The sequence below is a fragment of the Thermosynechococcus sp. HN-54 genome, assembly GCF_023650955.1.
Lineage (GTDB): Bacteria > Cyanobacteriota > Cyanobacteriia > Thermosynechococcales > Thermosynechococcaceae > Thermosynechococcus.
On the sequence record NZ_CP098039.1, the window covers coordinates 246242 to 272570 of the forward strand.

General features: G+C 54.5%; 20 protein-coding genes. 8 read left to right on the forward strand and 12 right to left on the reverse strand.

Annotated features, from left to right (window positions below; translation table 11 throughout):
• Positions 1-2: 2 nt before the first annotated feature.
• From NBE99_RS01185 to NBE99_RS01205, 5 genes are all read right to left on the reverse strand, one after another.
• Positions 3-3164, reverse strand: coding sequence for a DUF499 domain-containing protein (locus tag NBE99_RS01185; protein WP_250682698.1), 3162 nt, complete (start codon positions 3162-3164; stop codon positions 3-5).
• Positions 3161-5878, reverse strand: a complete 2718-nt coding sequence (locus NBE99_RS01190) for a DUF1156 domain-containing protein (RefSeq protein ID WP_250682699.1) — start codon at positions 5876-5878, stop codon at positions 3161-3163. The genes NBE99_RS01185 and NBE99_RS01190 overlap by 4 nt, the downstream gene beginning before the upstream one ends.
• A gap of 85 nt (positions 5879-5963) precedes the next feature.
• A complete protein-coding gene (locus NBE99_RS01195; protein ID WP_250682700.1) occupies positions 5964-6203 on the reverse strand; it encodes an ADP-ribosylglycohydrolase family protein in 240 nt (79 codons plus the stop codon).
• Between the two features lie 458 nt (positions 6204-6661).
• Positions 6662-7393, reverse strand: a complete 732-nt coding sequence (locus NBE99_RS01200; RefSeq protein WP_250682701.1) for a type 1 glutamine amidotransferase — start codon at positions 7391-7393, stop codon at positions 6662-6664.
• A gap of 6 nt (positions 7394-7399) precedes the next feature.
• Entirely contained in the window at positions 7400-8995 is a 1596-nt protein-coding gene (locus NBE99_RS01205) for a DUF6930 domain-containing protein (RefSeq protein WP_250682702.1), read from the reverse strand.
• A 41-nt stretch (positions 8996-9036) separates the two neighbouring features.
• On the opposite strand from NBE99_RS01205, the gene NBE99_RS01210 reads away from it, so the two are divergent.
• The 5 genes from NBE99_RS01210 to NBE99_RS01230 are packed head-to-tail and all read left to right on the forward strand — an operon-like array spanning position 9037 to position 14150.
• Positions 9037-9468 carry a resolvase gene (locus NBE99_RS01210; protein WP_250682703.1) on the forward strand — a complete coding sequence of 144 codons (432 nt, stop codon included), beginning with the start codon at positions 9037-9039 and terminating at the stop codon, positions 9466-9468.
• Between the two features lie 38 nt (positions 9469-9506).
• On the forward strand, positions 9507-11543 hold the full coding sequence (locus NBE99_RS01215) for a ribonuclease catalytic domain-containing protein (protein WP_250682704.1): 2037 nt from the start codon (positions 9507-9509) through the stop codon (positions 11541-11543).
• Between the two features lie 5 nt (positions 11544-11548).
• Entirely contained in the window at positions 11549-11932 is a 384-nt protein-coding gene (locus NBE99_RS01220; RefSeq protein ID WP_250682705.1) for a YkgJ family cysteine cluster protein, read from the forward strand.
• Between the two features lie 28 nt (positions 11933-11960).
• On the forward strand, positions 11961-12353 hold the full coding sequence (locus NBE99_RS01225) for a hypothetical protein (RefSeq protein WP_250682706.1): 393 nt from the start codon (positions 11961-11963) through the stop codon (positions 12351-12353).
• A gap of 27 nt (positions 12354-12380) precedes the next feature.
• A complete protein-coding gene (locus tag NBE99_RS01230; RefSeq protein ID WP_250682707.1) occupies positions 12381-14150 on the forward strand; it encodes an ABC transporter ATP-binding protein in 1770 nt (589 codons plus the stop codon).
• 111 nt (positions 14151-14261) lie between these two features.
• Here the strand turns inward: NBE99_RS01230 and NBE99_RS01235 are convergent, their stop codons facing one another.
• The gene (locus NBE99_RS01235) at positions 14262-14408 is read right to left on the reverse strand and encodes a hypothetical protein (protein WP_250682708.1); all 147 of its coding nucleotides are present in this window, start codon (positions 14406-14408) and stop codon (positions 14262-14264) included.
• A 139-nt stretch (positions 14409-14547) separates the two neighbouring features.
• On the opposite strand from NBE99_RS01235, the gene NBE99_RS01240 reads away from it, so the two are divergent.
• Entirely contained in the window at positions 14548-15291 is a 744-nt protein-coding gene (locus NBE99_RS01240) for a pseudouridine synthase (RefSeq protein ID WP_250682709.1), read from the forward strand.
• On the opposite strand, the gene NBE99_RS01245 is transcribed toward NBE99_RS01240, so the two are convergent.
• A complete protein-coding gene (locus tag NBE99_RS01245) occupies positions 15288-17603 on the reverse strand; it encodes a heavy metal translocating P-type ATPase (RefSeq protein ID WP_250682710.1) in 2316 nt (771 codons plus the stop codon). The two genes, NBE99_RS01240 and NBE99_RS01245, sit on opposite strands and share 4 nt — an antisense overlap.
• A 265-nt stretch (positions 17604-17868) precedes the next feature.
• Here NBE99_RS01245 and eno point away from each other — a divergent pair, with 265 nt between their 5' ends.
• Positions 17869-19149: a phosphopyruvate hydratase gene (gene eno / locus NBE99_RS01250; protein ID WP_250682711.1), complete on the forward strand. Its 1281-nt coding sequence runs from the start codon at positions 17869-17871 to the stop codon at positions 19147-19149.
• The gene (gene rsmA / locus NBE99_RS01255) at positions 19150-19989 is read left to right on the forward strand and encodes a 16S rRNA (adenine(1518)-N(6)/adenine(1519)-N(6))-dimethyltransferase RsmA (RefSeq protein WP_250682712.1); all 840 of its coding nucleotides are present in this window, start codon (positions 19150-19152) and stop codon (positions 19987-19989) included.
• On the opposite strand, the gene NBE99_RS01260 is transcribed toward rsmA, so the two are convergent.
• From NBE99_RS01260 to NBE99_RS01280, 5 genes are read right to left on the reverse strand one after another with little or no spacing between them, the layout of a single operon-like run.
• On the reverse strand, positions 19924-20712 hold the full coding sequence (locus tag NBE99_RS01260) for an E3 ubiquitin ligase family protein (RefSeq protein WP_250682713.1): 789 nt from the start codon (positions 20710-20712) through the stop codon (positions 19924-19926). The genes rsmA and NBE99_RS01260 overlap by 66 nt on opposite strands.
• 59 nt (positions 20713-20771) lie before the next feature.
• A complete protein-coding gene (gene bioB / locus NBE99_RS01265; protein WP_250682714.1) occupies positions 20772-21782 on the reverse strand; it encodes a biotin synthase BioB in 1011 nt (336 codons plus the stop codon).
• Positions 21783-21791: 9 nt separating this feature from the next.
• Positions 21792-24257, reverse strand: coding sequence for a phenylalanine--tRNA ligase subunit beta (gene pheT, locus NBE99_RS01270; RefSeq protein ID WP_250682715.1), 2466 nt, complete (start codon positions 24255-24257; stop codon positions 21792-21794).
• Between the two features lie 40 nt (positions 24258-24297).
• Positions 24298-24942, reverse strand: coding sequence for a ribonuclease HII (locus tag NBE99_RS01275; protein WP_250682716.1), 645 nt, complete (start codon positions 24940-24942; stop codon positions 24298-24300).
• 2 nt (positions 24943-24944) lie between these two features.
• Complete coding sequence (locus NBE99_RS01280) at positions 24945-26324, reverse strand: UDP-glucose/GDP-mannose dehydrogenase family protein (RefSeq protein ID WP_250682717.1); 1380 nt, start codon at positions 26322-26324, stop codon at positions 24945-24947.
• Positions 26325-26329 lie beyond the last annotated feature (5 nt).

Genomic DNA, 26329 nt, shown 5'->3' on the forward strand with positions numbered 1-26329 from the left:
CCTTAGTTTTCTTCGTGCCAGTCGTAGCCAAAGCCGTGTTGGGCAAGTAGTTCCTTGACGACTAGCGCCAGCTTACTCTTGTCGAGGCCAGTGGTACTTTCAGTAACCAGTTCGGCTCTCAATGTCACAGTGCCGCCAGCATCCTTGAGGGCTTGTAGTAAATCAACAAGGGCAGGAACTTGGGGCATTTCCACCGGTTCTAGGTGAATCCGCAGCCGCCTGATTGCCGTGGCATAACCTGTTGTCGGGGCATCTTGCCACGTTTGCTGTTCTGTTGGATCCGTGGGTTCGTAGATTTGACCTGTGCCTCCTTGATTAGGCTTGGCTCTATCCTCCTGAGCTTCAGGGCGTTGCAACACCCCCGGACGGGCGAGGACACAATTGTCTATCCACTGAATGTCCCCTAGGCTGGGCGGTTGGTCTTTATCCCAGATCTGGGAAACACGCTCGCCGTCCTTGAGGCCAAGGGTAAATAGCCCCATCCTCACTCCTTGAATCACGGCTTCGGCAATAATTTTTTGATCCTTGAGCATGGGCAGGCCGGGCAGCCGGAAAAAGTAATCCCGCAGCGTGCCAAGGGGCAAAAAGTTCTCTTCCTCTGGCCACAGACCATAGGCTTGTACCATCAGGGCAGGATCAAGGGCGTTGGGGAGCAAATCGTCCCGCTCGAGGATCTTGACCACTGCCTGCACGAGGGTTGAAGAGGTCTGCACGTAGGCTTGGATGGGCTCCGTGAGGAAGGTTCCCTTGGCATCTGTGGCTCTGGCGAACTCACTGTAGCTCGCACGGACAAGGTTGGGCAGGGCGGATTTCACTTGTTGGAGGCGATCGCGCAATTCCGTTTGCTGTGAGGGCGCCAAGGTGCTCTGGAGGTTGGCACGAATTGCTTCGAGGGCGAGTTCACGGCGGGCTTCCTGTTCAACCCGTGCCCAAGTTTCTCGTCGAGGGTGCAGGTGCAGCAGGGTGTTTTTGTACAGCCGCGGCGAGCCAGTGGCCTGTTGTTGAATGAGCTGGCGAAACTGTTCTCCACTATAGTCTGGGTCTGGGCTGTAAAGAACCAGCTTGAGGCTGCGATCGTCTGTCACATCACGGGGTTCATAGGGCCAAACAATCGGGCGCAGTTCTCCACGCCCCGCAACCTCGGCAACATACTCCCGCAGCTTCTCGCGAATAGCCATCTCAGACACACTTGCCATTTCATTGGTCAACACGGCGTTGAGGTTGGGTTGGGCGCGAAAGAGGAAGCGACCGTTTTCTTCATAGAGGTAAAAGAGTTTGGCGCGCAGTTTTTCGAGGGCATCGCTAATGAGTTCGCGGCTAATGGCCTCCGGTGCCATCAAGGCCAAGTCAAGCAGGGGTTTGGGCATCCCTTCGTGGGCACCCCCGGAGTGGCTGTACATGAAAATGGCGGTTGCCACTGTTTGAGCGATGCGTTGGCGAGCCTGTTCGCCGCTGTGGTCGCGATCGCTCTGGGCGGCCTTGCCGATAATGTCGCTGGTAATCACCGCTTCCCAATTGGCCTCCCGTAGGACACTGACGACCATCGCCCGCAAATCAGGATTTTCAAAGTGAATGTCGCCAAGGCCAATCAAGGGACGAGCAATGGGCGATCGGTAGTTTTCCTCGACCACCCGTGCCAAGAGGCGCAACACCCCCCGCGTGCGTTGAAACCCCTGCAGCGTGCCCCAGCGTTCATACAGGGTACGAATCAATTCGGGATGAAAGGGAAAGGCGCGTCGCAACTGCTGGTGATATTCAGGGCGATAGGCATCCTCATAGAGACCTTTGGTGGCGCGGTAGAGATTGACATAGCGATTGATCACCGCCTCTACCCCCCTCTCATCCACCTGCTCAAAGAGGCGTCGGCGAATTACTTCGTAGATCTCTTCCCCTTGGACAGGGACGCGCACCGCCTGCACACGGCCAAAGATATTTTCAAGGCGAGCAAAGGCCTCCGCAGCCCCCTCTTGGTCGTAATACTCTAGGTGGGATTCAGGGAAGGTGAGTACCAACGTCGTATCGGAGGTACTGCCCACCACCTCACTCAGTTCTTGCAAAAAGGCAAAGGTTTGGGCTTGGAGGGTGGTTTCGCCAACCCGCACACCGGCGGCCTTCACCTGATAGACCAAGATTTCATCCATGAGGATCAAGGCAGGGCCCCACTGGCGGAAGAGTTCTCGCAGGGGTTCTTTGCTGGGGGAAATACGCTCGCGATCGGCGGCGGCCACAAGGGCATACCCGTCTTCACCCCCCAATTGCCGAGCCAATTCTCCCCAGAGGGTGTGCTTCTGCGGTGAGAGATCGGTGCCCACCAAGACGGCTACCTTGGCGGTGGGAATCTCATTCTTTTCTAGTAAATCTTGGATCACGGGTAGATCATTGACTGCCGCTCGATGGGCAAGGAGATGATAGAGGGCAATCAGGGCATGGGTTTTACCACCCCCAAAGGGTGTCCGCAGCTGTACCACCGCCTCTCCGCCCTTGCCTTGGAGTCGCCGCAGCACATCCTGGAGCAGGGCACGCAGTTCACGGGTGAGGTAGGTTTTGCGGAAAAATTCTTGGGGGTTGTTGTACTCAAAGCCAGCCGTCCCGGCCACCACATCATCCAGCTTGGCAGCAAAGGTACTTTCATCAAATTGCCCTGCTCGAATGTCGGCATGGGGTGTGGCAATGTGCCACCACGAGGGCAGATGGTTAAACGTGGGAGTGGAAGGCGCTGCAGGACGGGTTTGGCCATCTCGCAGGGCTTTGACGGTGATTGCTGCCTCTGTCGCGCCAATGATCTCTAGAATGCGGGCAATGGAGTCGAGGGTGCGGTAGCTATCCTCTGGCCGAATGTCATCTTGATGTGCCCACAAATTACGGACTTCAACAATTTCATCGACCCAAGCCACGACTCTTGCATGGCGCTTAAAGGTATCGCGGAAAACCTCCCGCTGGCCAAGGAAGACATCCTTGAGATGGGTAATATCCACCACCTCTTCGGGAAGTGTGCCCTTCTCGAGTTCTTGGAGAACATTTTCGCGGCGGCGCTCACTGAGGCTTTGCAAATAGGCTTCAAACCAAGCGCGGCCTTCGCCATAGTGGGCTTTGAGCTTGTCCACCACAAAGGGACAGACATGATTGGCATAAAGTTTGAAAGCATCGGCAAGTTGACTATTCATAGGCTGAGTTGTCCTTGATCAGGTTGAATCAGTTGCGGCAGACTTTCGCGATAGGCGAGGAATTCATGGAGCAAACGGTCATCGAGAATATCGGCAAGGGCTTGGGTCACCACCCAAAAACTCGGCTGCTGAAGATACCCCACCTCGTCGAGGTACTTGGCAACCCCCTCGCGGCCTTCCTCTGGCAGCAGCAACAGTGACCGATGCAGGGCATCAATGATGGGTACCGCCTCACCAAACCCAAAGTTCTTGTCCTTTTGGCTGCGTTCCTTGGCACTGGGCAAGAGGGTCTTTTCTCCCTTGATCTGCACTAGACTGCCCAGCTCACTCAACTCCACCCCGGTACTTTGGGCCAGCTTGCGGGCTTCATCGGAGGGCAACTCATTGCCATAGGCCCACAGTGCCAAGAGGGCAAATTGCGTCGGGCTATCCACATCAGCGACACTTGTTGTCCCCAGCACCTGCTCAAGGGCAAACTCCAGCACAATTTTGCGTACCTCCATCAAGAGTTCGCCCACGGTGACTGCCCGACCATCGGCACGTTGCACCACATCGTAGGCACTGTAGGCCTCTAGCCCTGGGCCGATCGCCGACATGAAAAAGTCCGCGCCACGAATCCCCGCTTGCCAAAACTGCTCTAGGCGAGGCCGAATCGACGCTTGCATCTGATTGCGCACACTGGTGAACAAGCCCCGCTGACCACCCTCCCGCTTGGTGCAACTGAGGAATGTTGAAGAGGCCAGTGCCGCTGAGTTGCGTGCCCGTAGGCGTGTTTGCATTTCTGTATGCAGTGGCCATGAGGCTTGCACCTGAAAGCCAGCGGCAATGAGGGCGCTAATCAGGGTTTCCCAAGCATCGGTGCTTTTGTGGGCAAAGACAATGGTGGCTTTTCCCCGTGGTTTGAGGACGCGGTGCATTTCCTGAAAGGCCTGCTGCATCATGGTTTCAAAGAAAGCTTTGGCCTTGTCGTTGTCACCACTGTGGCGGACGGGATTTTGGACAATTTCTTGGCCTTTGGGGGTGAGGGGGGTGCGAAAGTGCTCTGGATAGAGATGCCCGACGGTGCGCCGCAGCCAGACATAGAAAAAGTCCGAGAGGTCAGCATAGGGCACAGCATCGTAGTAGGGGGGATCGGTGACAATGGCATCAAAGAAGTTGTCGGCAAAGGGAAGAGATGTGGCAGTTGCGCGTTTTACAGTAACAGGCAAGATACTTGCAAAAGAAAGCGATTGAATAGAGAACCAAACCCACTGAGCTGCGTTAGGCCAACCATTATTAATTAAGGGATTAATTTCCGCATAATCCCAAACCATGGGTAGAGCTTGACGCGAGAAAACGTGAGTTGGGTTATCCCGTGTGTTGTCCCAAACAACAATGGAAGCATTTTTGTCAATCACACGATCAAGAATTAGGCTCAAGTAGGTTGTGACTGCCTTTGCGAACTCCTCCTCCATGCCCTGTTGCAGCATTTCCGTGTGGGCAGCGCGAACCCACTGGGCAAACGTGACCAAGGCCAAGGCTTGCCGCGCGTTAAAGAGGTCTCCCCATCTCTTCATTCCGTACAATGGCGCATTGAAAACACCCGACCACTCCAAAATTGGTTCTTCAGGAATGGCAGATAGGTTGTTCAAAGAAACTTGGGTCTGAGTCTTCTGTAATTGCTGACTAGCTAAAAGAAACCTGTTGTAATCTGCTTGGGTAGCAACACGATAGGTTTTCCCTTCTCTGCCTTCACTCGACAGCACAACGGCTAACAGTCTTTGCCCCATTTTGCCTTCACAGCCTTGGCGGCGCAGGTACTTCCCCTCAGCAACAGAACCACAAATTGGGCACTTGGCATTGTCGCGTTGCATCGTGCCCTCCTCTGGCCAAGTGGCTCCCGCAGGGACTTCCACCACATCAAAGGTGATGGTTTTCGTTGCTGTATCCACGCAGGGTTTGAGGGCAAGGCGCTTTTTCTCTTTTTTCGCTAGCCACCATTGGCGCACAAGCGGGACTTCGGCTCGACAGGTGGGGTTCGTACACGTCACTGTCCGTGCCCAGAGATAGGCTAGCGGCGTCTTGCCATCGCCATCTACTGGATAAAAGTCCGCTAGTTCTGAGCGTGCTCGCTCCAATACCCACTCGCCCCAATAACGCACTTCCGTGGCCAAGGGATTTTGGGCATAGGCCTGCTGCCATTCCCCCGTCTCACCACTGAGCAGCAAAGATTGTTGGGTGCGGTTTTGGGCATCACGGGCGCGAATGTATTCAGGAATCGCACGGCTATTGGGCTGGCCATAGCGTTGGGGGTATTCCAGTGTCCCTTTCAGCAGCAAATAGGCTACAGGATTCAAATCCACGGCATAGGTTTCACAGCCCAAGCGCAAGGCCTCAAGGGGAATCGCCCCACCCCCGGCAAAGAGATCCAATACCCGTGGGGGTGTACCACCAAAAGCTTCTAAAATTTGCTGCCGCGCCTTCTCAATGGCCGGGGTGTTGCCATCTTTAACCGCCTCCCAAGGGACAATCGCCTCCACCAGCTTGTAGTTTTCGTCAGTATCTGGCACCAGTGTGGCAAAGACTGCTGCTCGACTAGCTGTTAGGGGTTTTCTAGTCCACCAGATGTGGAGCGTAGAAATGTGGCCGTGGCGAATGGACTTTTCGCGGGCGGAGGCCTCGGAGATGGGTTGTAGGGGCAAGCGGGACTCAATGAGGCGACGAGGGTGCGACATGAAGCAATCAAAAAAATCAGATTTTCCCTATTTTGTTATCTTGTGGCGAGATGGCTACTATGCACTTGCCCCTGAAAAAATTTCTTTAGTTTTCTGAGATGGATTGGCCAAGCCGCTGCCCCAAGGCCACGATGTCTTGGTAGCGTGCCAAGGTCTGCCACCAATCCGCAGGCACATCGCCAAGCTCAAAGACAAGCGCAGCAATGCCGCCTGTCACTGTTGCTGTTGTATCGGTATCACCCCCCAAGTTGACTGCCTTCAGCACCGCCTCCAAATAGGATTGACTAGTCAAGAGACACCACAATGAGGCCTCAAGGGTATGCACGACATAGCCAGAATTGACGCTCTCGCCGAATGAATTTGGGGGATTCTTACGCAGTCCACAATCGAACTCGTAATGGCGCTGTCAAGACGCCTCTACTGACTCCTCTCAGGTCAAACCTGAAAGTTGCCTCTACTTTTCTATTTCACCGTTCGGTTTTTTCACCAAATTTAGGTCTCTCTCTCTATTTTGAGATACTCCCACGACTAAAGTCGTTGTAGGGCTTTTCCGCCCCGCATTAAAATGACGGAGCTACCAAGCTAAATTGTGGTGTTGAATCCCACAACAAGACTTAACATTCTAAGCCACACGTAGCTCCAGCTGCCAATCAAAGCTCCAATGCACTATCTTAGCTTGCATAGCGCTAGCCATACACTGCCGACTCAGTTTTAGTTGCACATAAAGTTTATGATGGACAGCCACCGAAGAAATGAGCTCAAGGAGCTTGACTTTTAATGTAGCTAGATATAGCCTAGCACCACCTCAACAAAGCGGCGGATCAATTGATTGGCGTAGGGGGTGGGACGGGCTGTTTGCTTGAGTTTTTCCAGTTCGGCAGTGCCCAATTTATAGCGATCGCAATAGCGACTAATGCGGGCAATCAGGTCGCGATCGTCCACCTCAGGATGAAACTGAAAGGCGTAGAAGGGCTTGCCCTCCAACCGAAAGGCATGGTAGGGACACAACTCACTGTAGGCCAGTAAGACAGCTCCCTTGGGCAGCGTCAAGGCGCGTTCCTGATGTCCAGAAATCGCCAAAAAGGGATTGGGAAAGCCAGTAAACAATGGATCCGCAACCCCCGCCGGGGTGAGATACAAAGGATAGGTGCCCATTTCCATGGCCTTGCGATCCACAATCACCTGCCCCCCTAGGGCCTGCACCGCCAATTGAAAGCCAAAGCAAGAGGCCAAGACCGGTATCTCCTGCTCAATACAGGTCAAAATTAAGTCCATTGCGGGCGGCACAAAGCGATAGATTTCTGGCTTGAGCACCGTGGCATCACTGGAGCCACCGATAAAAAGGGCATCAAAGCCTTGCAGACAGTCGGGGGTAAAGTCATCACACTCAAAGCCATTGAGCACCGTAAATTGCTCGGCGGCTAGGCCACTAAAGCGGATAAATTCTGCCAATTCCTCTTGCTGTGTGGTGCGATCGCCCCGTGCCTGAAGCAGTAGAATCCGTAGAGACTTCACAGTTCTCTAGCGTTTAGAAATCTCAATAGGCTGAGGAGTCGGTGGACGTTGAGTGTCCACAAAACTAAATACAAGGGACGTTTCAAAAAGTCCCACAATTTGCTTGAGGGTTGGCTGCATCCGCGTTTTGCCCGTCATGCCATAGGCTACAGCAAGGCCACAGGCGCCCTCAAGTTCATTGACTTCCTTGATCCAGTCGAGGAGCAGTGAACCACTTTCGGGGTCAAAGGTATCCAAAAGCCACAGATGATTGGCGTTGGTTTGGGCAAGGAGCATCACTATTTGCTCCGGTCCTGAGAGGGGAAAGACCGTCAGATGGTGAATGCCGCCCTCCTCCGCAATTTTGGCGGCGAGCGCTTCCGCTGCTGCTTTTTTGGTTTGAATCGTCAACACGGGATAGCCCTCAAACCCCTCGGGAATCTCTCCCCGTTGATGGTAGGAAACGGCTGTTTGTAATTCCTGTAGCTCTTTAGGAGGAAACAACTTAAAGAGGACATAGGCCTCCCCAGGAATCGCTTCCGTATCAATGGGAATCTGGCGCTGTGATTCACTCGCCTCAGTGCCATTGTCAATGTCCGGCATCATCTGTGGCGCTGTTGCCACTTGCACCTGATAACTAAGGGCAGAATGGCGGGGTGAAGGAATCTTGAAGCCGAGGTTTAGTTCAGGGAACTCCTCCTTCTCAAACTGTTTCTTGGTCTTTTTCCAGAATTTGATTAGAGCCTCGATCGCCACATAGACCATTTCCGCTTCCTCAGGGGCGTAAAAGGGTCGCATGCCCTCCAAAGGATGGATGGCTCCCGGTTCAATGGTGTAAGTATGCCCCCTAAGGACAAAAGAGAGATCGTTGCCTAAATCCGCTTCGTCAACCTCGGAAAAATTCAAGAAGAGACAATCGTTGCGCAGAACTGTTTCCTCTAGGCGTTCATCGTCCTCTTCATCAATGTAGGGATACTCCTGATCAATCTGCTGCCAAAAGTTGCGGAGTGCCTCTTCCCCTCGGTAGAGCATCAGACCAAAGTCACGGTTGGCTCCTTGGGGGTTAACCAGTACCGCAAAAAGGGTGGGCGAGTCCCAAGCCTCGCAGTGGAGTTTGAGGGGGGTAACACTGTCTAAGCGACGCCAGATGTCCAGTTGGGCAAATTCTCTAATTTTCTGTTTGTAGAGGGAAACATATTCAGGGGGGAGCACCTCGACATCTTCATCATCGCTGGTTACTTCCGCCGCAATGAATTCAAAAAATTCATCAAGAAGGGGAATGTGGGCTTGATACTCCACCTGAATATCGAGAGGAGCAACCACACCGCGTAAGAAAAACTGCAACTCGCGGTCATCAACGATGATGGTGTAGGGACGGCAGGGCTGAGCTTGGGGATGGCGGGGATGTTCGATGGCCTGCACCAACAGCCGCATCAGTTCCTCTGGGCTGGGTGGAAACTGACCGACCTCCATGCTGCGTACTGCCTGATCTGTGGGATCGAGCCAAGCCGCACAAAAGACTTCCTCGCTGCTGTTGTCGAGTCTGCGGCCACCACCCACCCAAAGGGAAGCAATTTGCGGTACATTCAACAGACGACGGATAGTCGCAGCGGGTAGGCTCACGAGGCGATTGCTCCCAATGGATAACTTCTCCACTCTAGCAAATGACGGAAATGAGTCGCACTAAGTATTTGTTGGGGTTTGATCCGGGGCGGGACAAGTGTGGTTTAGCCCTTGCCCTTGGTCAAGAAGTGGTGCGCCATGAAGTGGTGGCCAGCGATCGCGCGATCGCCTGTGTCCAAGAATGGTATGCTGCCTACCCATTTGAGGCGGTGATTATGGGCAATCAAACCACCTCACGGCAGTGGCAACACCAACTGCAAGCAGCTTTGGCTGTTCCAGTGATTTCAGTAAATGAACGCAACAGCACCCTCGAGGCTCGCGATCGCTATTGGCAACTCTTTCCACCCCAAGGTTGGCAGCGGTTGATTCCAAAAGGGTTGCGAGTGCCCCCCCGTCCCCTTGACGATATTGTCGCCATTGTCCTTTTGGAACGCTACTGTGGTTATCCCCTGCTGCTCAGTAAGAGGCAATAAACTTTATAATTGTCAGGTTATGGTACAGCACGGCAGCCGTGGAGAAAGGCACCCTCATTGAATTTCGGGTCAATAACCAGCGTCGCTTGGCGGTGATCGATCGCCCCGAAGGTAAAAAGCATTGGATTGCCATAGATCAGCATCTCCAAGCCCACACAGTCCACCCGCGCCAACTGACCTTTACGGTGCCGGAGGAGCGGTTTCGTCCCCAAGAGATTCCGACATTTTGGCAGCAGGTGCAGCCCCTCTTGGATGCGGAGAGTTTAGAGGTGGCTTGGGAAATTATCCGTGAGGAAAACCGCACGATTACACCGGCAGATTTAGCGGAACTGCTTTTTTCGGAGCGATCGGCGGTGGCCTGCTATGCTGCCTACTACCTCCTCAGTGAGGATCGCTTCTATTTCAAGCTCAAGGGGGAAGCCTACGAACCTCGGCCGGCAGCTCAAGTGGCGGAACTCAAACACCAAAGTGAGCGGGAAGCCCAACGCTTGGCGGAGGAAGCCAGCTTTCGGGAACATGTGGCGCAAGCCCTCAGGGGCGAAGCAGTGGTGTGGTCGGCGAGCGATCGCAAGCGCCTCGAGCAATTAGAACGTTATGCTATAGCCATTGAACCGAGTGCCCAACACCAAGCTGCTATTGATCTGCTCAGTGAATTGAAGCGTCCCACCCAACCCCTTGGGGCGTTCCAACTGCTGGTGGATCTTGGCCTTTGGTCAGAGCACGAAAATCTGTTCCTGCGCCGTAGTCAAATTGACGTTGAATTCTCTGCCAAGGTACTTGCTGTGGCCCATGAACGCCTCACTTCACCCCCCACGGACATTGACGCTCCCCTGCGCCGCGATCTCACCCATCTAAAGGTCTATACGATTGACGACGAAAGTACCCAAGAAATTGACGATGGCCTTAGCCTCGAAATCGTGGGCGATCGCCAAAAGCTGTGGATTCACATTGCCGATCCTACCCGCTGGGTGATGGTGGATGATGTCTTGGATCAGGAAGCTCGCCGCCGCGCCACAACCGTTTATTTACCCACGGGCATGATTCCCATGTTTCCCACGGAATTGGCCACAGGTCCGATGAGCTTGGTTGCGGGACAAACCTGTTGTGCCCTGAGTTTTGGCATCCTTTTGGCTGAGAACGGCGAAGTGCTCGAGTACGAAATCTGCCCTAGTTGGATCCGCCCCACCTATCGCCTCAGCTATGACGATGTGGACATGATTTTGGAACAGGGGGTCACCGGCGAAGCAGATCTACTGGCGATCGCCCAATGGGGACAGCGGCGCAGTGAGTGGCGACAGCAACGGGGAGCCATTCGCATTAACATTCCTGAACCTAATATTAAAGTAGCTGGAGAAGAGGTGGAAATCTCGCCCCTCCATGACTCACCCGCCCGCCAACTGGTGGCAGAAATGATGATCCTTGCCGGTGAAGTGGCCGCCCATTTTGGCACCCGTGAGGGAATCCCCTTGCCCTTTCGTAGTCAATCGCCACCAGAACTGCCCCCAGAAGAAGAATTATTGCAATTGCCGGCGGGTATTGTCCGTGACTGTGCCATTCGCCGCTGTATGCCCCGCAGTGAGATGAGTACCCAAGCCAGCCCCCATGCCAGTCTGGGTCTTGATGCCTACTGTCAGGTGACCTCCCCGATTCGCCGCTACACAGATCTATTGGCACATCGTCAGATCAAAGCCCACCTGCGGGGGGAAACGCCGCCCCTGACCCCGGAACAACTCAATGAAATTTTATTGGGACTGATGTCTTCGGTTCAGGAGTCCTCGCTGGTAGAGCGGCAAACCAATCGTTATTGGTGCTTGGAGTACTTGCGGCGGCATCGCGAAGAGGTGTGGCGGGGCATTTTGTTGCGTTGGTTGCGTCCTGAGGAGGGACTGGGGCTAGTACTGTTGGAAGATTTGGGCGTGGAACTGGCCATGCGCTTTCAACGGCAGGCAAAGCTGGGAGAATCGGTGCTGGTGCGGGTGAGTCGGGTTGATCCTCGCGGTGATCAAATTTGGCTGGAGGAGGTGCCCAGCGATTCAGTGACATCAACAGAAACCGTTGCTTTGTCTTCAACGTGATCCCAATGCGAAAATGGCAATGTATGCAGGGGTGTGGTGCCTGCTGTTACCTTGAGTTGAGCGATCGCTCAGAAGTGCCGACCATTCTCAATGAGGAAGAATTTGCCCTCTATCAATCCCTCATTGGTGCCGATGGCTGGTGTATTCACTTTGACCCCCTGAGCCGCCGCTGCCGTATCTATAAAAATCGTCCCCGCTTTTGCCGCGTCACTCCAGAAGTGTTTGAGGATTTGTACGGTGTGACGCCTGAGGAGCTGGATGAGTTTGCCATTCAGTGCTGCTGTGAACACATTAGCGATCGCTACGGAGAGCAGAGCTGGGAACTACTGCGCTATGAATATCTCGTGGCTCAGGGCGTAGATCCCCAACAGGGGGAGGAGGCTCCCTAGTCCTGTCCTTTGTGAAGGGACACCTATAATGACAGCAAATGACAACAGTTGTGTTCAGCCAGAGCCTATGGATGACTATCGCATTCGGATTAACTTGGTCGAAGGCTCGGTGAGTTTTCGCTTCTCCCCAGACGCAGCAGAGGCCCTACGGCAAGAGATTCAGGCTTTAATGGAACGGATGCGGGCGATTGCCAACGCCAAGAGTAGAGGGACTCTTCCGCCTCCCCAAGCCGCCATGGAATATCAGCACGTGGGCGAAGTCTTTCTCGAAGTGTTTTGTAATCCCAATCTCTGGCCCAACCCCTACGCCGCCAAGGTTCTATTGACCGTACGCGATGACCGCATTCGCCTGACGACGGAGGCAGAGTTAAATCGCTTAGTGGAAGACCTCAACCAGTTTCTCGCCAGTCTTCCCCCCTAGGGGGACAACATCTGTTAGGTTGAGGATATGGTTACTCTTCCTAAAACTGGCCGCTCTAGCCGTTTTCGTCGCCTGCTGACCTATTTGCGTCCTCACCAAGGAAAAATTTGGGGGGGGATTGTCGCCCTTTTTATCGTCAACCTTTTGGGCACCTATTTGCCCCTGCTCATTGGCACTGCGGTTGATGAATTGCAGGCTAAGTTTGACTTTCAGCGGGTGGTATTTTATGCCCTGCTGCTCATTGGCCTAGCCTCCCTGATGTGGCTGATTCGCATGGCCTCGCGCCTCTGGATCTTTGGCGCAGGGCGATTGGTGGAATTTGACCTCAAGCAACGGCTCTTTGAACATCTCCTGCGTTTAGAACCCAGTTACTTTGCGGAGAATACCCCTGGGGATCTCATTAGCCGTGCCACGAGTGATGTGGACAATATCCGCCGTCTGGTGGGCTTTGCCCTCTTGAGTGCCGCTAACACGGTTTTTGCCTACGGCATGACGCTGCCGGTGATGCTGGCGATTCATCCGGGCTTGAGTTTGGGGGCGATCGCCGTCTATCCCGCAGTTCTCTTTATTGTCCAAACTTTTAGCGATCGCCTGCGGGCCGAACAACTAGAGGTGCAACAAAGCCTCTCGGAACTCAGCGATCTCATTCAAGAGGACATGAGTGGCATTGCCCTGATTAAAATCTATGGCCAAGAAGCCAATGAACAACGCCAGTTTGATCAGTTAAATCAAGACTTACTTCGGAATAACTTGGTCTTGGCCAAAACCCGCAACATTCTCTTTCCCCTCTTGGGGGGGATGGTCAGCTTTAGTTTGCTGATTTTGCTGTGGTTTGGCAGCCGCATGATTGCAGCCAATACGATTCAGGTGGGGGATTTTATTGCTCTGCTGCTGTACATTGAGCGGTTGATTTTCCCGACAGCCCTGCTGGGGTTTACGATTACCACCTATCAACGGGGAGAAGTGAGCATTGACCGTATTGAAGCTATCTTAAGTGTCGAACCCCGCATTACAGATGCGCCAGATGCCATTGCTTTACCCCGCGATCGCGTTCAGGGACACCTGCGTTGTCAAGACTTGACCTTTACCTACCCCAATCGCAGCACCCCTGCCCTCAATCACCTTAGTTTTGAAATTCAAGCGGGAGAAATGGTGGCGATCGTCGGCCCCATTGGCTGTGGCAAATCCACATTGGCCAGTGCTCTCCCCCATTTATTGGAGATTGCCCCCGGTCAGATTTTTCTCGATAGCATTGACATTACGCGCTTGCGCCTTGCCGACTTACGGGCAGCGATTGCCTACGTCCCCCAAGAGAGCTTTCTCTTTAGCACCACGATTAAAAACAACATCCGCTATGGCGAACCGGATGCCACAGACCTAAAGGTGATTGCCGCCGCCAGCCAAGCCCAAATTCACAACGAGATTCTCAACTTTCCCAAGCAGTACGAGACCCTTGTGGGGGAGCGGGGGATTACCCTGTCGGGAGGCCAGCGACAACGAACCGCTTTAGCCCGTGCCCTACTGGCGGATGCACCGATCCTTGTTTTGGATGATGCCCTAGCCAGTGTGGATAATCAAACTGCCAGCCAAATTTTGCAAGCGCTGCGGGAACAACGGCGCACACGCACGGTGCTGTTTATTTCCCATCAACTGTCAGCAGCGGCCACCTGCGATCGCATTCTGGTGATGGATAAAGGGCAGATTGTCCAGCAGGGTACTCACAATGAACTGGTGGCAGCAGAGGGACTATATCAATCCCTTTGGGAGCAGTATCAGTTGGAAAGCTCCCTTGGGTAACTCGATCAGCGGCTGGGCAATTGCAATTAAAGAGGGGCAACCCTGACGGCTACCCCTAGTTTCAACATCATTAAAATAAAAATAGACTCTATCGATAAAAGCTAAAAGGAACTACTGACCTGGAGTTTGCGGACTGGGGGATTGGGTTGGGGTTGGGTTATTGGTTGTACCACCACCGCCACCACCACAGGCAACTAGCGTTGTCGAAAAGCCGACTAAAATTAATCCTAAGGCGGCAAGTTTGTAGAGAGATTTCATAGAACTCCTCACGGCAGATAATTAGGTAAGGATTGAACAGTTCTTTTGTACCAATTCTGCTGGGGGATTGGCAACTCTGCGGCAACGATTGGTCATAGAGATTCCCCTCAAAAATGCAACCTGATCCTAGAGAGCAACCATGACCACGGAGCGGTTACAAAAAGTCCTTGCCCATTGGGGAGTGGCATCGCGACGCCATGCAGAAATGCTCATCCGCAGCGGTCAGGTCTTCGTGAATGGTCAGCGGGCACAATTGGGGGACAAAGTCGATCCAACGCGCGATCGCATTGAATACAGAGGCCGGCGCCTCACCCCCCCCCACCCGCCCCGGCGTCTCTATTTGCTGCTCCATAAACCAAGGGGTGTTCTCTGTACCTGCAACGATCCCCAAGGGCGCACCACCGTTCTTGATCTCTTGCCGCCTGCGTATCAGCGCGTGGCCGGACTGCATCCTGTGGGTCGCTTAGATGCCAACTCTAGCGGTGCCCTCTTGCTCACCAATGATGGGGCTTTCACCTACTATCTCAGCCATCCCCGCCATCACATCCCCAAAACCTACCGTGTTTGGCTGCAGGGACAGCCGCCAGAAAAGGTGTTACAAAGATGGCGAGAGGGCATTCCCTTGGACGGGGTGATGACGTTACCCGCAGCCGTTCAGCTCCTGCGCAGTGAGGGCGATCGCTCCCTCTTGGAAATTATCCTGCACGAAGGCCGCAACCGCCAGATTCGCCGTGTTGCTGATCAGCTTGGCTATCCTGTTGTTGCCTTACAACGGATTGCGATCGGCCCCGTTCACCTTGGCAATCTTCCGCCCAGAGCCGTTCGTCCCCTCAGCAACCGTGAATTGGCAGCCCTCTCGCCCTCCACTCAGCGGCAGTCCTAAGCATGAGTGCCAGTAACTTTGGGGGGAATATGCTGCACCGGCTGAGCCGGGTGGGTGGCTTCCCATTCAGCGAGAAATTCCTGTGTGTCTTTGACGGGCGGTAAGGGCAAGGGGCCACCGGGACCTGCCAAGGGGCGCAACCCATTCAACTCGGCTAGGATGGCGGTGCCATTGTTAATGACCACGGCCAAAATCGGGTCAAGGGCAAAGAACACCCCCGACAGCAGCGCACCGATATTGGGAATGGCCACAATGGCTGTGTTTTGCCAGACGATCTCCATCGCTTGCTTGGCAATGCGAATGGCAAGGGTCAGTCCCCGCAAGTCATCCTCCATCAGCACTACATCGGCGGTTTCACGGGCAATATCGGTTGCGCCGGCAAAGGAAATAGAGACATCGGCATAGGCAAGAGCCGCAGAGTCATTGATACCATCGCCACAGAAAGCAACCACTTTACCGCTGTCATGGAGGGCACGCACCACCTCCACTTTCTTTTCCGGGAAGGCTTCGGCGTAGATATTGTTGGGAGCAATCCCTAAGTCTTTAGCCACCGCACGGGCAACGCGGCCAATGTCACCCGTCAGCATATGGGGAGTAATGCCTGCGCCTTTGAGTTCACGGATGACTTCGGGACTTTCATTGCGGATGGGATCGCTGTAGAGAATCACCCCAATTAACCGACCATCCCCAGCCACATAGACAATTGACGCCCGCCCAGAATCGAGATCAGGGAAGCGTTCATTGAGATCCATCAGGCAAATGTTTTCCTGCTCCATCATGCGGCGGCTACCCACCCGCAGATCCACACCCCGCACTTTTGTGGCCACACCGAGGCCAACGCGGTATTCCCAGTCTTCACAATCAAAGAGGGGCTGATGGGTTTCGCGGGCATGGCGGACAATGGCTTCAGCTACGGGGTGGGTGAGTCCCTGCTCAGCACTGGCGGCCATACTGAGGATGTCATCGGCGCTGAAGTGAGGATCCATGACTTTAATATCTGTCACGCCGGCATGGCCTTGGGTCAGGGTGCCGGTTTTATCAAAGACAATCGTGTCAATTTGAGCCAGTTTTTCGATCGCGCGACCACTGCGAATGAGGACGCCATGTTGAGCGGCATAGGTCAGCGCCGAGAGAATCGTGGTGGGGACAGAAACCCGAATCCCCGTACCGAGGTCAAGGGTCAGCAGAGCGATCGCCCGATTCAAATCCCCAGAGAGTAACCCTACTCCTGCCCCAATGGCCAAGGTAGGCACCACCATCTGGTTAGCGACAGCAGCCGCATAGTTTTCAATGCGAGTATCATGCACCGGTGCCGACTGCATTAAGCCGACAATCACACCCGCGCGGGTATTGTTGCCCACCCGCTCCGCTAAGATGACCAATTGGCCATCCACCAGTAGGGTCGAAGCAAAAACCTCCATTCCCTCAGTGCGCGTTACCGGTACGGACTCGCCCGTGAGTTTGCACTGATCAATGAGACCTGTACCCCGCAAAATGATGCCATCAACGGGAATTTGATCCCCCGGATAGACAACCACGCGATCGCCCTCGACGAGGTCTTTCACTTCAACCTCAACCTCAACCCCATCCCGTTCCACAAAGGTGGTTTTGCCGAGGCAATCCAGCAGATCAAGGTTGGCGCGCTCCGATCCCCTTGCCGTGAGGTCACGAATCACTTCGCCCCCCTCGATCAGACCCAGCATAAAGGAGGGGGCAAAATAGTGCCCTTGCATCGTGTGCAGGGAAATTGCCAAGCCATCGAGGAAGTCAATCGTTAACTGTTTCTCCTCTTGAATGGCTGCCCAAGCTCGCTGAAACACGGGCATTGCCCCTGCAATCACCACACTGGCAATGAGGTAACCGGGAATGGGCACCCCCATCCAAGCTGCCAAACTCAACCCTAGCCCCAACGCCGGCAAGCCCAAGCGTTCCCAGTAGTTAATCTCATGGGTCTCAGTCGCAGCAGCGGTTGTTTCACTGCTGAGGGCTTTCACTTCAGGGTTGGCTGCCACTTGAATCGACTCAAAAATTTGCCCCTGTACCGTTGCCAAGGCTTCGCCAAAGAGCTTCGGGTTATATTCCACCACTAAAGAGCGAGCGGGGGGATTAATGCGCGCCGTTGTGACTGCCGGTAAATTGCCCACCAAATAGAGCAACCGTGCCCCATATTCAGCATCAAAGCCCAACCGCGGAATGCGAATCCGAAAGCGACCCCTAATCCAGTGCACAACCTGATAATGAACAGTTTCTGCGGTGATCTGGCGGCTGGGTAATTCTGATTGTGGGGAACGACTTCGGGTAATGGTGGTCATGACTGATTCCTAGTGATATCGAATGGCCAAAAGGTTCTAAATATCTTTTGTCAGAAGTAAATTACTGAATCGTGTCGACTTGTGCTGACCATCATTCCCTAAACAGGCAAATGGACGAAATCAAGCAAAAGTTGAGTTAAATTAAACCAGTCCAAGGCAACAAAAGCAATCCAGCATAGGACAGTTCCTGCCGAGGCGAACCTTCAGACTTAAGCTTTGTCGGTTAGGTATCGTAGAATTTATCTGCATACTGAGGAACAAGCAGATGATGGATACGGCGATCGCAACGATTCGTGCCCGCGAAATTTTGGACTCCCGGGGGCGACCCACTGTAGAAGCAGAAGTTGAACTCGATTGTGGCATTGTTGGACTCGCTCAAGTCCCCAGTGGTGCCTCAACGGGAAGTTTTGAAGCCCATGAACTGCGTGACGGCGATCCCAAACGCTACGGTGGCAAAGGGGTACTGACAGCGGTCGAAAATATTGAAACCACGATTCTGAATGCCCTCGTGGATCTCAATGCCCTTGATCAAACAGCAATTGACCAGTGCCTGATCGAACTCGACGGCAGTGAGAATAAATCCAACCTTGGCGCCAATGCGATTCTTGCGGTTTCCCTTGCCACGGCCAAAGCGGCGGCAGAATATCTCGGTCAACCGCTGTATCGCTATCTGGGGGGGCCTCTGGCCAATGTCCTCCCCGTGCCGATGATGAACGTGATCAACGGGGGTGCCCATGCCGCCAACAACATTGACTTTCAGGAATTCATGATTATGCCCGTTGGTGCTCCCAGTTTTCGGGAGGGATTGCGCTGGGGAGCAGAGGTTTTTGCCGCTCTGAGTAAGGTGCTGGCTGACAAGGGCTTGCTTACGGGGGTGGGGGATGAAGGTGGGTTTGCGCCTAACCTAGACTCCAACCAAGCGGCCTTGGATATTCTGCTTCAGGCCATTGAAACCGCTGGTTATACCCCCGGCACTCAGGTTGCGCTCGCCCTCGATGTCGCCGCCAATGAATTTTATGAAGACGGCAAATATGTGTTTGATAATACCAGCCGTACTGGTCCTGAGTTAATCCGCTACTACGAAGAACTGGTGAGCAATTATCCTATTGTTTCAATCGAGGATGGCTTGCAGGAGGAAGACTGGGACAACTGGGTACTGCTGACCGAAACCCTTGGCGGGCGCATTCAACTGGTGGGGGATGACTTGTTTGTCACCAACCCGAAGCGGCTGCAACGCGGTATTGACAATGGGGTGGCCAATGCAATCTTGATAAAACTCAATCAGATTGGTTCCTTGACGGAAACCCTGCAAACCATTGATCTGGCGACTCGCAAGGGCTACCGCTCGGTGATTAGCCACCGCTCTGGCGAAACCGAAGATACCACCATTGCGGATCTGGCTGTCGCCACCCGTGCAGGTCAAATCAAAACAGGCTCCCTTTGTCGGAGTGAACGGGTCGCCAAGTACAACCGCCTTCTGCGTATTGAAGCAGAACTGGGAGATCAAGCGGTGTATGCGCCCACGGTCGGCTTGGGACCACGCTAGGTGATTCGTGCCCGCAAACGGTTTGGCCAGCATTGGCTGCGCAGTGAGTCGGTTTTAGCGCAAATAATTGCTGCTGCAGAACTGCAAGCGGGCGATCGCGTGCTGGAAATTGGTCCGGGTCGGGGTGCCCTGACTCGACCCCTCTTGGCGAGCGGTGCTGAGGTGGTGGCAGTTGAGCTGGATCGGGATCTGTGCAGCAAGTTGCGGCAGCAGTTTGGCGGAGATCGATTTCAGTTGATTGAGGGGGATATTCTGAAGGTTGATTTAGCTCCCTTGAACTGCCACAAGGTGGTGGCCAATATCCCCTACAACATCACAGGGCCATTGCTGGGACACCTGCTGGGCAGTATTGCGCGGCCGCGTCGGCCTCCCTTTGAGCGATTAATTCTGCTCGTGCAAAAAGAAATTGGCGATCGCCTGATGGCCGCTCCCAATAGCAAGGCCTATGGTGCTCTTTCGGTACGGGCACAATTTTTAGCCACCTGTGAGACGGTGTGTCACGTGCCCCCCCGTGCCTTTCAGCCGCCACCTAAGGTAGATTCTGTGGTTGTCTGTCTGCGACCCCACGCCACGCTGCCAAGGGTGCGATCGCCCCAATGGTTGGAAACTCTGCTGAAACAAGGGTTTGCCACTCGCCGCAAGATGCTCGCCAATGCCCTCAAGTCCCTTGTGGAACCCGATCAAGTGCGCCAGGCCCTGCTTCAGTTGGGGCGGGATCCTAATAGCCGCGCCGAAGCCCTCCGCCTCGAGGATTGGCTAGCCCTCAGTGAACTGCTACAGCAACCCCACCAAGATCAACAAGATCCCCAACCCCCCACAGGCGGCAGCGCCAATGGTTGAATAGAGCACGGCATTGCTAGTGTCTTGACTGAGGCTGTCTTCGGATTTCAGGGAGACAAAGAACTTTTGCCCTTTAGCAGTGGGACGTTCAATACGCAGCGTTCCCGTCTGATCACTGGCGGTGCCGACAACAAGCACCTGCCGATCCACGGGCAAAATCCACTCTTGGTAGCGATAACCAATGGTATTACCACTGCCAAAGGCGAGAGTACCGAGATTCACTTGAAAACTGCCAAAGGTCAAGCGGCCAGCGGTATTGGCGGGGCGAAATTCATCCAGCACTTGGATGGTTTCAATATCCGCCCCACGGGCATCCACCTCGATTTCACCGTAGCGATCGCGCACACGGAAGGGAATGGTCTGGCTATTGCTGCTAATCGTGTCGGAGCGCCGTTCGGTGCGCCAGCGGGTGCGGCCTTCACTATCGGTTTCGCGCACCTGCTCTTCATATTCGCGGCTGACACACATGCGGTAGTGGACACAGGGCACTTGCCTCAACTCCGAGATCAACGGCTGATCCACAACAATCTGGCCAGAGACCTTGACATATTCCCGCAGGTTGCCGCCACCAATTTCCTCAGCCACTTGCTGTTGCAGATGATGCAAATCTGCCGTTGTCGCGGGTGTGGCCAGCTTCAGGCTGCGGAGCTTTAGGCGATAGTGGCGCTGCACAAAAAAGAGGACGATCGCTGCTATCAGCAAAAGGCCACCAACAACGCCCATGAGAGACTCCGCAACAGTAGTGCCGCCAATCCCTAGTTTAGCGATGCGCAGCGCAGATGTTATGGGGCGATCGCCCGCCCCTCAGGGTCTTCGAGGACAAAGCCGGCATCGGCAATCATTTGCCAGTCTTGGTGGGGAGCTTGCCCAGGGGTGGTCAGATAATCACCAACAAAAATGGAGTTGGCGGCATAGAGGCCCAGGGGTTGGAGCGATCGCAGGTGCACTTCGCGACCACCGGCAATGCGGATCTCCTGACGCGGCAAGAGCAGACGAAATAGCACGAGAATGCGTAAACAGTGGCGAGGATTGAGGCTGTGCTGTGTTCCAAGGGGTGTCCCCGGAATGGGAATCAAAAAGTTCACCGGCACACTGGTGACCTGACGCTGCCGCAGCGAGAGGGCAAGATCAATCACATCGTCATCGGATTCCCCCATACCCAAGATGCCCCCAGAACAGGTTGTGATTCCCGCGGCTTGGACATTGGCTAAGGTTTGGTCGCGATCGCCAAAGGTGTGAGTGGTGCAAATTTCGCTGTAATAATTTTCTGAGGTGTTAAGGTTGTGGTTGACGCGATCCACCCCCGCCGCAGCAAGGCGTGCTGTTTGTTCAGCCGTCAGTAAGCCCAAGCAGGCACAGATTTTCAGGGGATAGCGCTCCTTAACCGCCCGGATAGCAGCAAGCACCTGCTCAAAGACCTTTTCATTGGGCGATCGCCCGGAAATGACCATACAAAACGTCCCGGCCTTGAGTTGAGCAGCGCGATCGGCGGCGGCCAGAATTTTTTCTTGGGAGAGTAGGGGATACTTTTCAATCTCAGCGGTCGAGATTTTCGATTGGGAGCAGTAGTGGCAATCCTCAGGGCAAAGACCACTCTGGGCATTGAGGAGATAGTGCAACCGTACCCGATTGCCCCAGTAATGGTAGCGCACTCGGTAGGCCGCCGCCAGTTGATTCAGCAGTTCAGTATCCGGAGCCTGAAGCACTGCACGGGCTTGATCGCGGCTGAGGCATTCATCGGCGAGGGCTAAATCGGCAAGGCTCTGCCAATCGGTAGTCAAGGCTGTACTCATGGCTCTTCCTTAGCTACGGAGGGTAACGGCATATTTTTCCACAAGGCTGTCGCGGATGCGCTGATGCAATTCGTTGACTTCTGCCTCGGTGAGGGTGCGATCGCTGGCGCGGTACGTCAGTCGAAAGGCTAAACTGCGCTGTCCTGCGGGTACCCCTGTGCCACTGTACTCATCAAAGACTTCCACGCTCTCTAGCAGGGAGGATTGACCACCCGCAGCTTTCCAAATCGTGCGACTCAGTTCAGCCACCGTCAGCTCTGCCGGCGCAAAAAAGGCAAGGTCGCGATCGCTGGCAGGATAGGTTGAAAAGGGTTGAAAGGTAATTTGGCGATAGCGTTCCTCTAGGCGACTCAGGAGCACCTCCAAATCCAGTTCAAAGACATAAACGGCAGCAGGAAGGTCAAGAGTAGCCGCATACTGCGGGTGTAACTGGCCAAAGATGCCAAGGCGTTCTCCACTTAAGCAAAGAGCCGCTGTTCGCCCCGGATGCAGGCGTTCATCTTGGCGATCGCTCTGATATTCCACATTCAACCCAAATCGCTGAAAGACACTCTCAAGAATTCCCTTGGCTTCATACCACGTGAGGGGTTGGGCTTGCTGAGAGCGGCGCACCCACTTGCCTTGCCACGGATCGCCCCCAATGATGCCCCCAAGGCGATCGCTTTCCCAGAGACCTTCCTCATCCTGACCAAAGACACGGCCAATTTCAAAACCATTGAGAGGCGGATTGCCCTGTTCTTGGTTGTAGCGAAACGCTTGGACGAGACCCGTGATGAGATCCGTCCGCAGTGAAGAAAACTCGGACACCAGTGGATTCACCACAGTGACTTGGTTGGGTTGACCACCTTTTACCCATGAATAGTGCATCAATTCCGTCAGACCCGCCCCGCGAAAGGCTGCCCGTAGCTCCCGCAACAGGGTGAGTTCCAGCGGCAATGCCCCCAACTCCGCTTGTGCGGGCAATGTTTCCTCAAAGCGATCGTAACCGTAGAGCCGCGCAATCTCCTCAATCAGATCCACCTCCCGCTCAATATCCCGAAAGCGGTAGGGGGGCACCCGCACCGACCAAACGACCAACTCATCCTCAAAGGTCTCTTGACGGGTCATGTGAAAGCCAAGGCGACTCAGCAACTCTTCAACGGTCTCTGCATCCAAATAGGCCAGTTCGTCGCTGTCTTCATCCTGAGACACCACTGCCCCCAACAGCCGATGCACTTGTTCCAGTCGCAGCGTCAGGGTGCGCTCAAGGGGAGGACGCTGATCCGCCAACGTGGTGTAGGTCACTGTGCCTTGGGCAATTTCGGTCAATAGGGAGATCGCTTCCGCGGTAGCCGCCTCTAGTTCCGCAGGGTTTACCCCCCGTTCGTAGCGAGCTGACGCTTCCGTGCGCAGTCCTTGGGCGCGAGCCGATCGCCGAATCACCGGACTGGCAAAGAGGGCGGCTTCAAGAAAAACGTTTTGAGTGGCATTGTGTACCTCTGTCTCTTCACCCCCCATCACCCCGGCAAGGGCAACGGGCACGTCACCAGCAGTAATCAGCAGATTGTCCGGACTTAGGACTCGCTCCTCGCCATCCAAGGTTTTCAGCGTTTCCCCCGCCTTGGCAAAGCGCACCCCTACGCTGACAGGGGTTTGTGAGGCAACAGCTTGCAGGCGATCCCAGTCAAAGGCATGGAGGGGCTGACCCCACTTCAGGAGAATGTAGTTGGTAATGTCCACCACATTATTGATGGCACGCAAACCCGCAGCCTCTAAGCGTTGCTGGAGCCAATCGGGCGAAGGGGCAATCCGGACATTGGTGATCAATGTGCCACAGTAGGCAGGGCAGGCTTGGGAGTCGGCGATCGCTAGCCGTACAGGCGCCTTCCCACGGGACTTTTTGGGGGCGATCCCAAGTGGCGTAGGTAGGGTCAGAGGGGCACCGGTTAAGGCCGCCACTTCACGGGCAATGCCCACCATACTCAGGGCATCGGCGCGGTTAGCCGTTGAGGTCAGGTGCAAAATCACATCATCTAAGCCGAGGAGAGGACGTACATCTTCCCCTACGGTTACTGAATCAGCGAATGTGTGAATGCCCTCGGATTCTCTGGCCAGACCCAATTCAGCAAGAGAGCAAATCATGCCCTCAGACTTCACCCCCCGCAGTTTTGCCGGCCGAATTTTTAGATCAATTTTTGCCAAATATGCCCCCGGTAGCGCCACGGGTACATACAGCCCTGCTGCGGCATTGGGTGCCCCACAGACAATCGTGCGGGGTTCCCTTTCTCCCACATCCACTTGGCAGACCCGTAATTTTTGCGCATTGGGATGGGGTTCACAGGCCAAAATATGACCCACCACAACCCCTTCCGCCCATGTGCGCCGATCTTCAATTTCTTCGACTTCAAATCCCGCCATCGTCAGGCGATCGGCCAAAGTCGTCACATCGAGATCAACAGCCACTAATTCCCGTAGCCAGCGAAGGGAAACCCGCATGGAATCCTCAACAAAACGTCATCCTTTCCCATTCTTCAGCCTACTCTCCTGTGATGGCATTACACAAGTGTGGGTCAGGATGAAGCAAGGATTTCAAGAACGATCGCCGATGCCAAGGGGTAAGGCCACACTGCTCAAGGGCTTGACGGTGTTGGGGGGTGCCATAGCCCGCATTGCGTTCCCAGCCGTACTGGGGATAGCGGCGAGCCAAACGCGCCATGAAGCGATCGCGCCGTACTTTGGCAATAATCGAGGCACAGGCAATACTGTAGCTGTGGCGATCGCCCCCGATAATTGCCGTTACCTTTTCAAAGGGTGCTGTTTTTGTTAGCTTGCCGTCAATTAGGGCATGATCCCAAGGGGCAACCCGCGCTAGGGCACGCGCCATCGCTCGATAGGTGGCTTGCAGGATATTCACCTGATCAATTTCCGCCACACTGGCACTACCAATGCCAATGGCGATCGCTTGGTTACAAATCTGCCCAAAGAGGCGCGATCGCTGGCGGGCACTCAACTGCTTGGAGTCGTGCACCTCTGGAAGAGGCATACAGTCCACAGGCAAAATTACGGCTGCGGCCACCACTGGCCCTGCCAAACAACCCCGACCCACTTCATCCACACCGACCACGCGATAATAGCCCTGTTGCCAGTAGGCCTGCTCATAGATCAGGCTGGGCGGTTCCATGCTTAATGGCCAATCCCCGCATAGCGGAAGCCTAGTGACTCTAGCCCCTTGCGATCCAAGAAGTTGCGGCCGTCAATGATCACAGGTTGGTGCATCACCTTGGCCAATTCCCCATAATCCACCTGTTGGAACTGCGGCCAGTCGGTCACCAACACTAGAGCATCACAGCCATCGGCGAGGTGTAGCAAATCCGTTTCCACAATCACATGGGAGAGGCCCGATCGCAGACCCGACTGGGATACGAGGGGGTCATAGGCTTTGACCTTGGCACCCAAGCGATGCAGTTCCTCGATCAGATTAAGGGCAGGGGCATCCCGCAGATCATCGGTGTTGGGCTTAAACGTTAACCCCAAAAGGCCAATCGTTTTACCTTTGAGGATTTTTAGCACCTGTTGCAGTTTTTCAATGACAACAAAGCGTTGGCGTTGGTTGACCTGCACCGCTGCTTTGAGCAACTGGGCATCGTAGCCGTAGTCTTCGGCCGTGTGGATGAGCGCCGAAACATCCTTGGGAAAACAGGAACCACCCCAGCCCAAGCCCGCTTGCAGAAACTTCTCGCCAATGCGGGAATCTAAACCAATCCCCTTGGCCACTTGCACCACATCCGCCCCCACGCGATCGCAAATATTGGCAATTTCATTAATAAAGCTAATTTTTGTTGCCAAAAAGGCATTAGCAGCGTACTTAATCATTTCTGCCGAACTGAGATCCGTCACCAAGACAGGCACGGGGGGCAAGGTGGGATCAGCCGCATACTTGCGCTCAATGATCGGCGCATAGAGTTCCTGCATGATTTGAATCGCTTTGCGGCTACTGCTGCCCAAGACAATGCGATCGGGATTAAACGTGTCATAGACAGCGGAGCCTTCCCGCAGAAATTCAGGGTTGCTGACCACATCAAAATCCAAGGGGGGGTGGGTTGCCCCTGCTTTGATGGCATCCGCCAAATCCGGTTCTCGCTCCACCACACCATCGAGAATAATCATCCGCACCCAGTCCCCTGAACCAATCGGCACGGTGGATTTGTTGACAATGACTTTGTACCCCAAATGCAGATGGGCACCAATACCACGAGCAACCGCCTCTACATAACGGGTATCGGTTTCACCATTGGGCAAGGCGGGTGTACCAACAGCAATAAAGAGGACGTCACCAAACTCCACCCCAGCACCAAGGTCACTGCTAAACGCAATGTGGCCACTGGCAATACAACTGCGTAGCAACTCCGCAAGGCCGGGTTCATAAATGGGGGATTCCCCCTGTTGGAGGAGCTTCACCTTATCTGTATTGTTGTCAATGCAAAGTACCTCATGGCCAATATGTGCCAAGCACACTCCCGTGACCAAGCCCACATAGCCGGTGCCAATTACACACACCCGCATTGCCA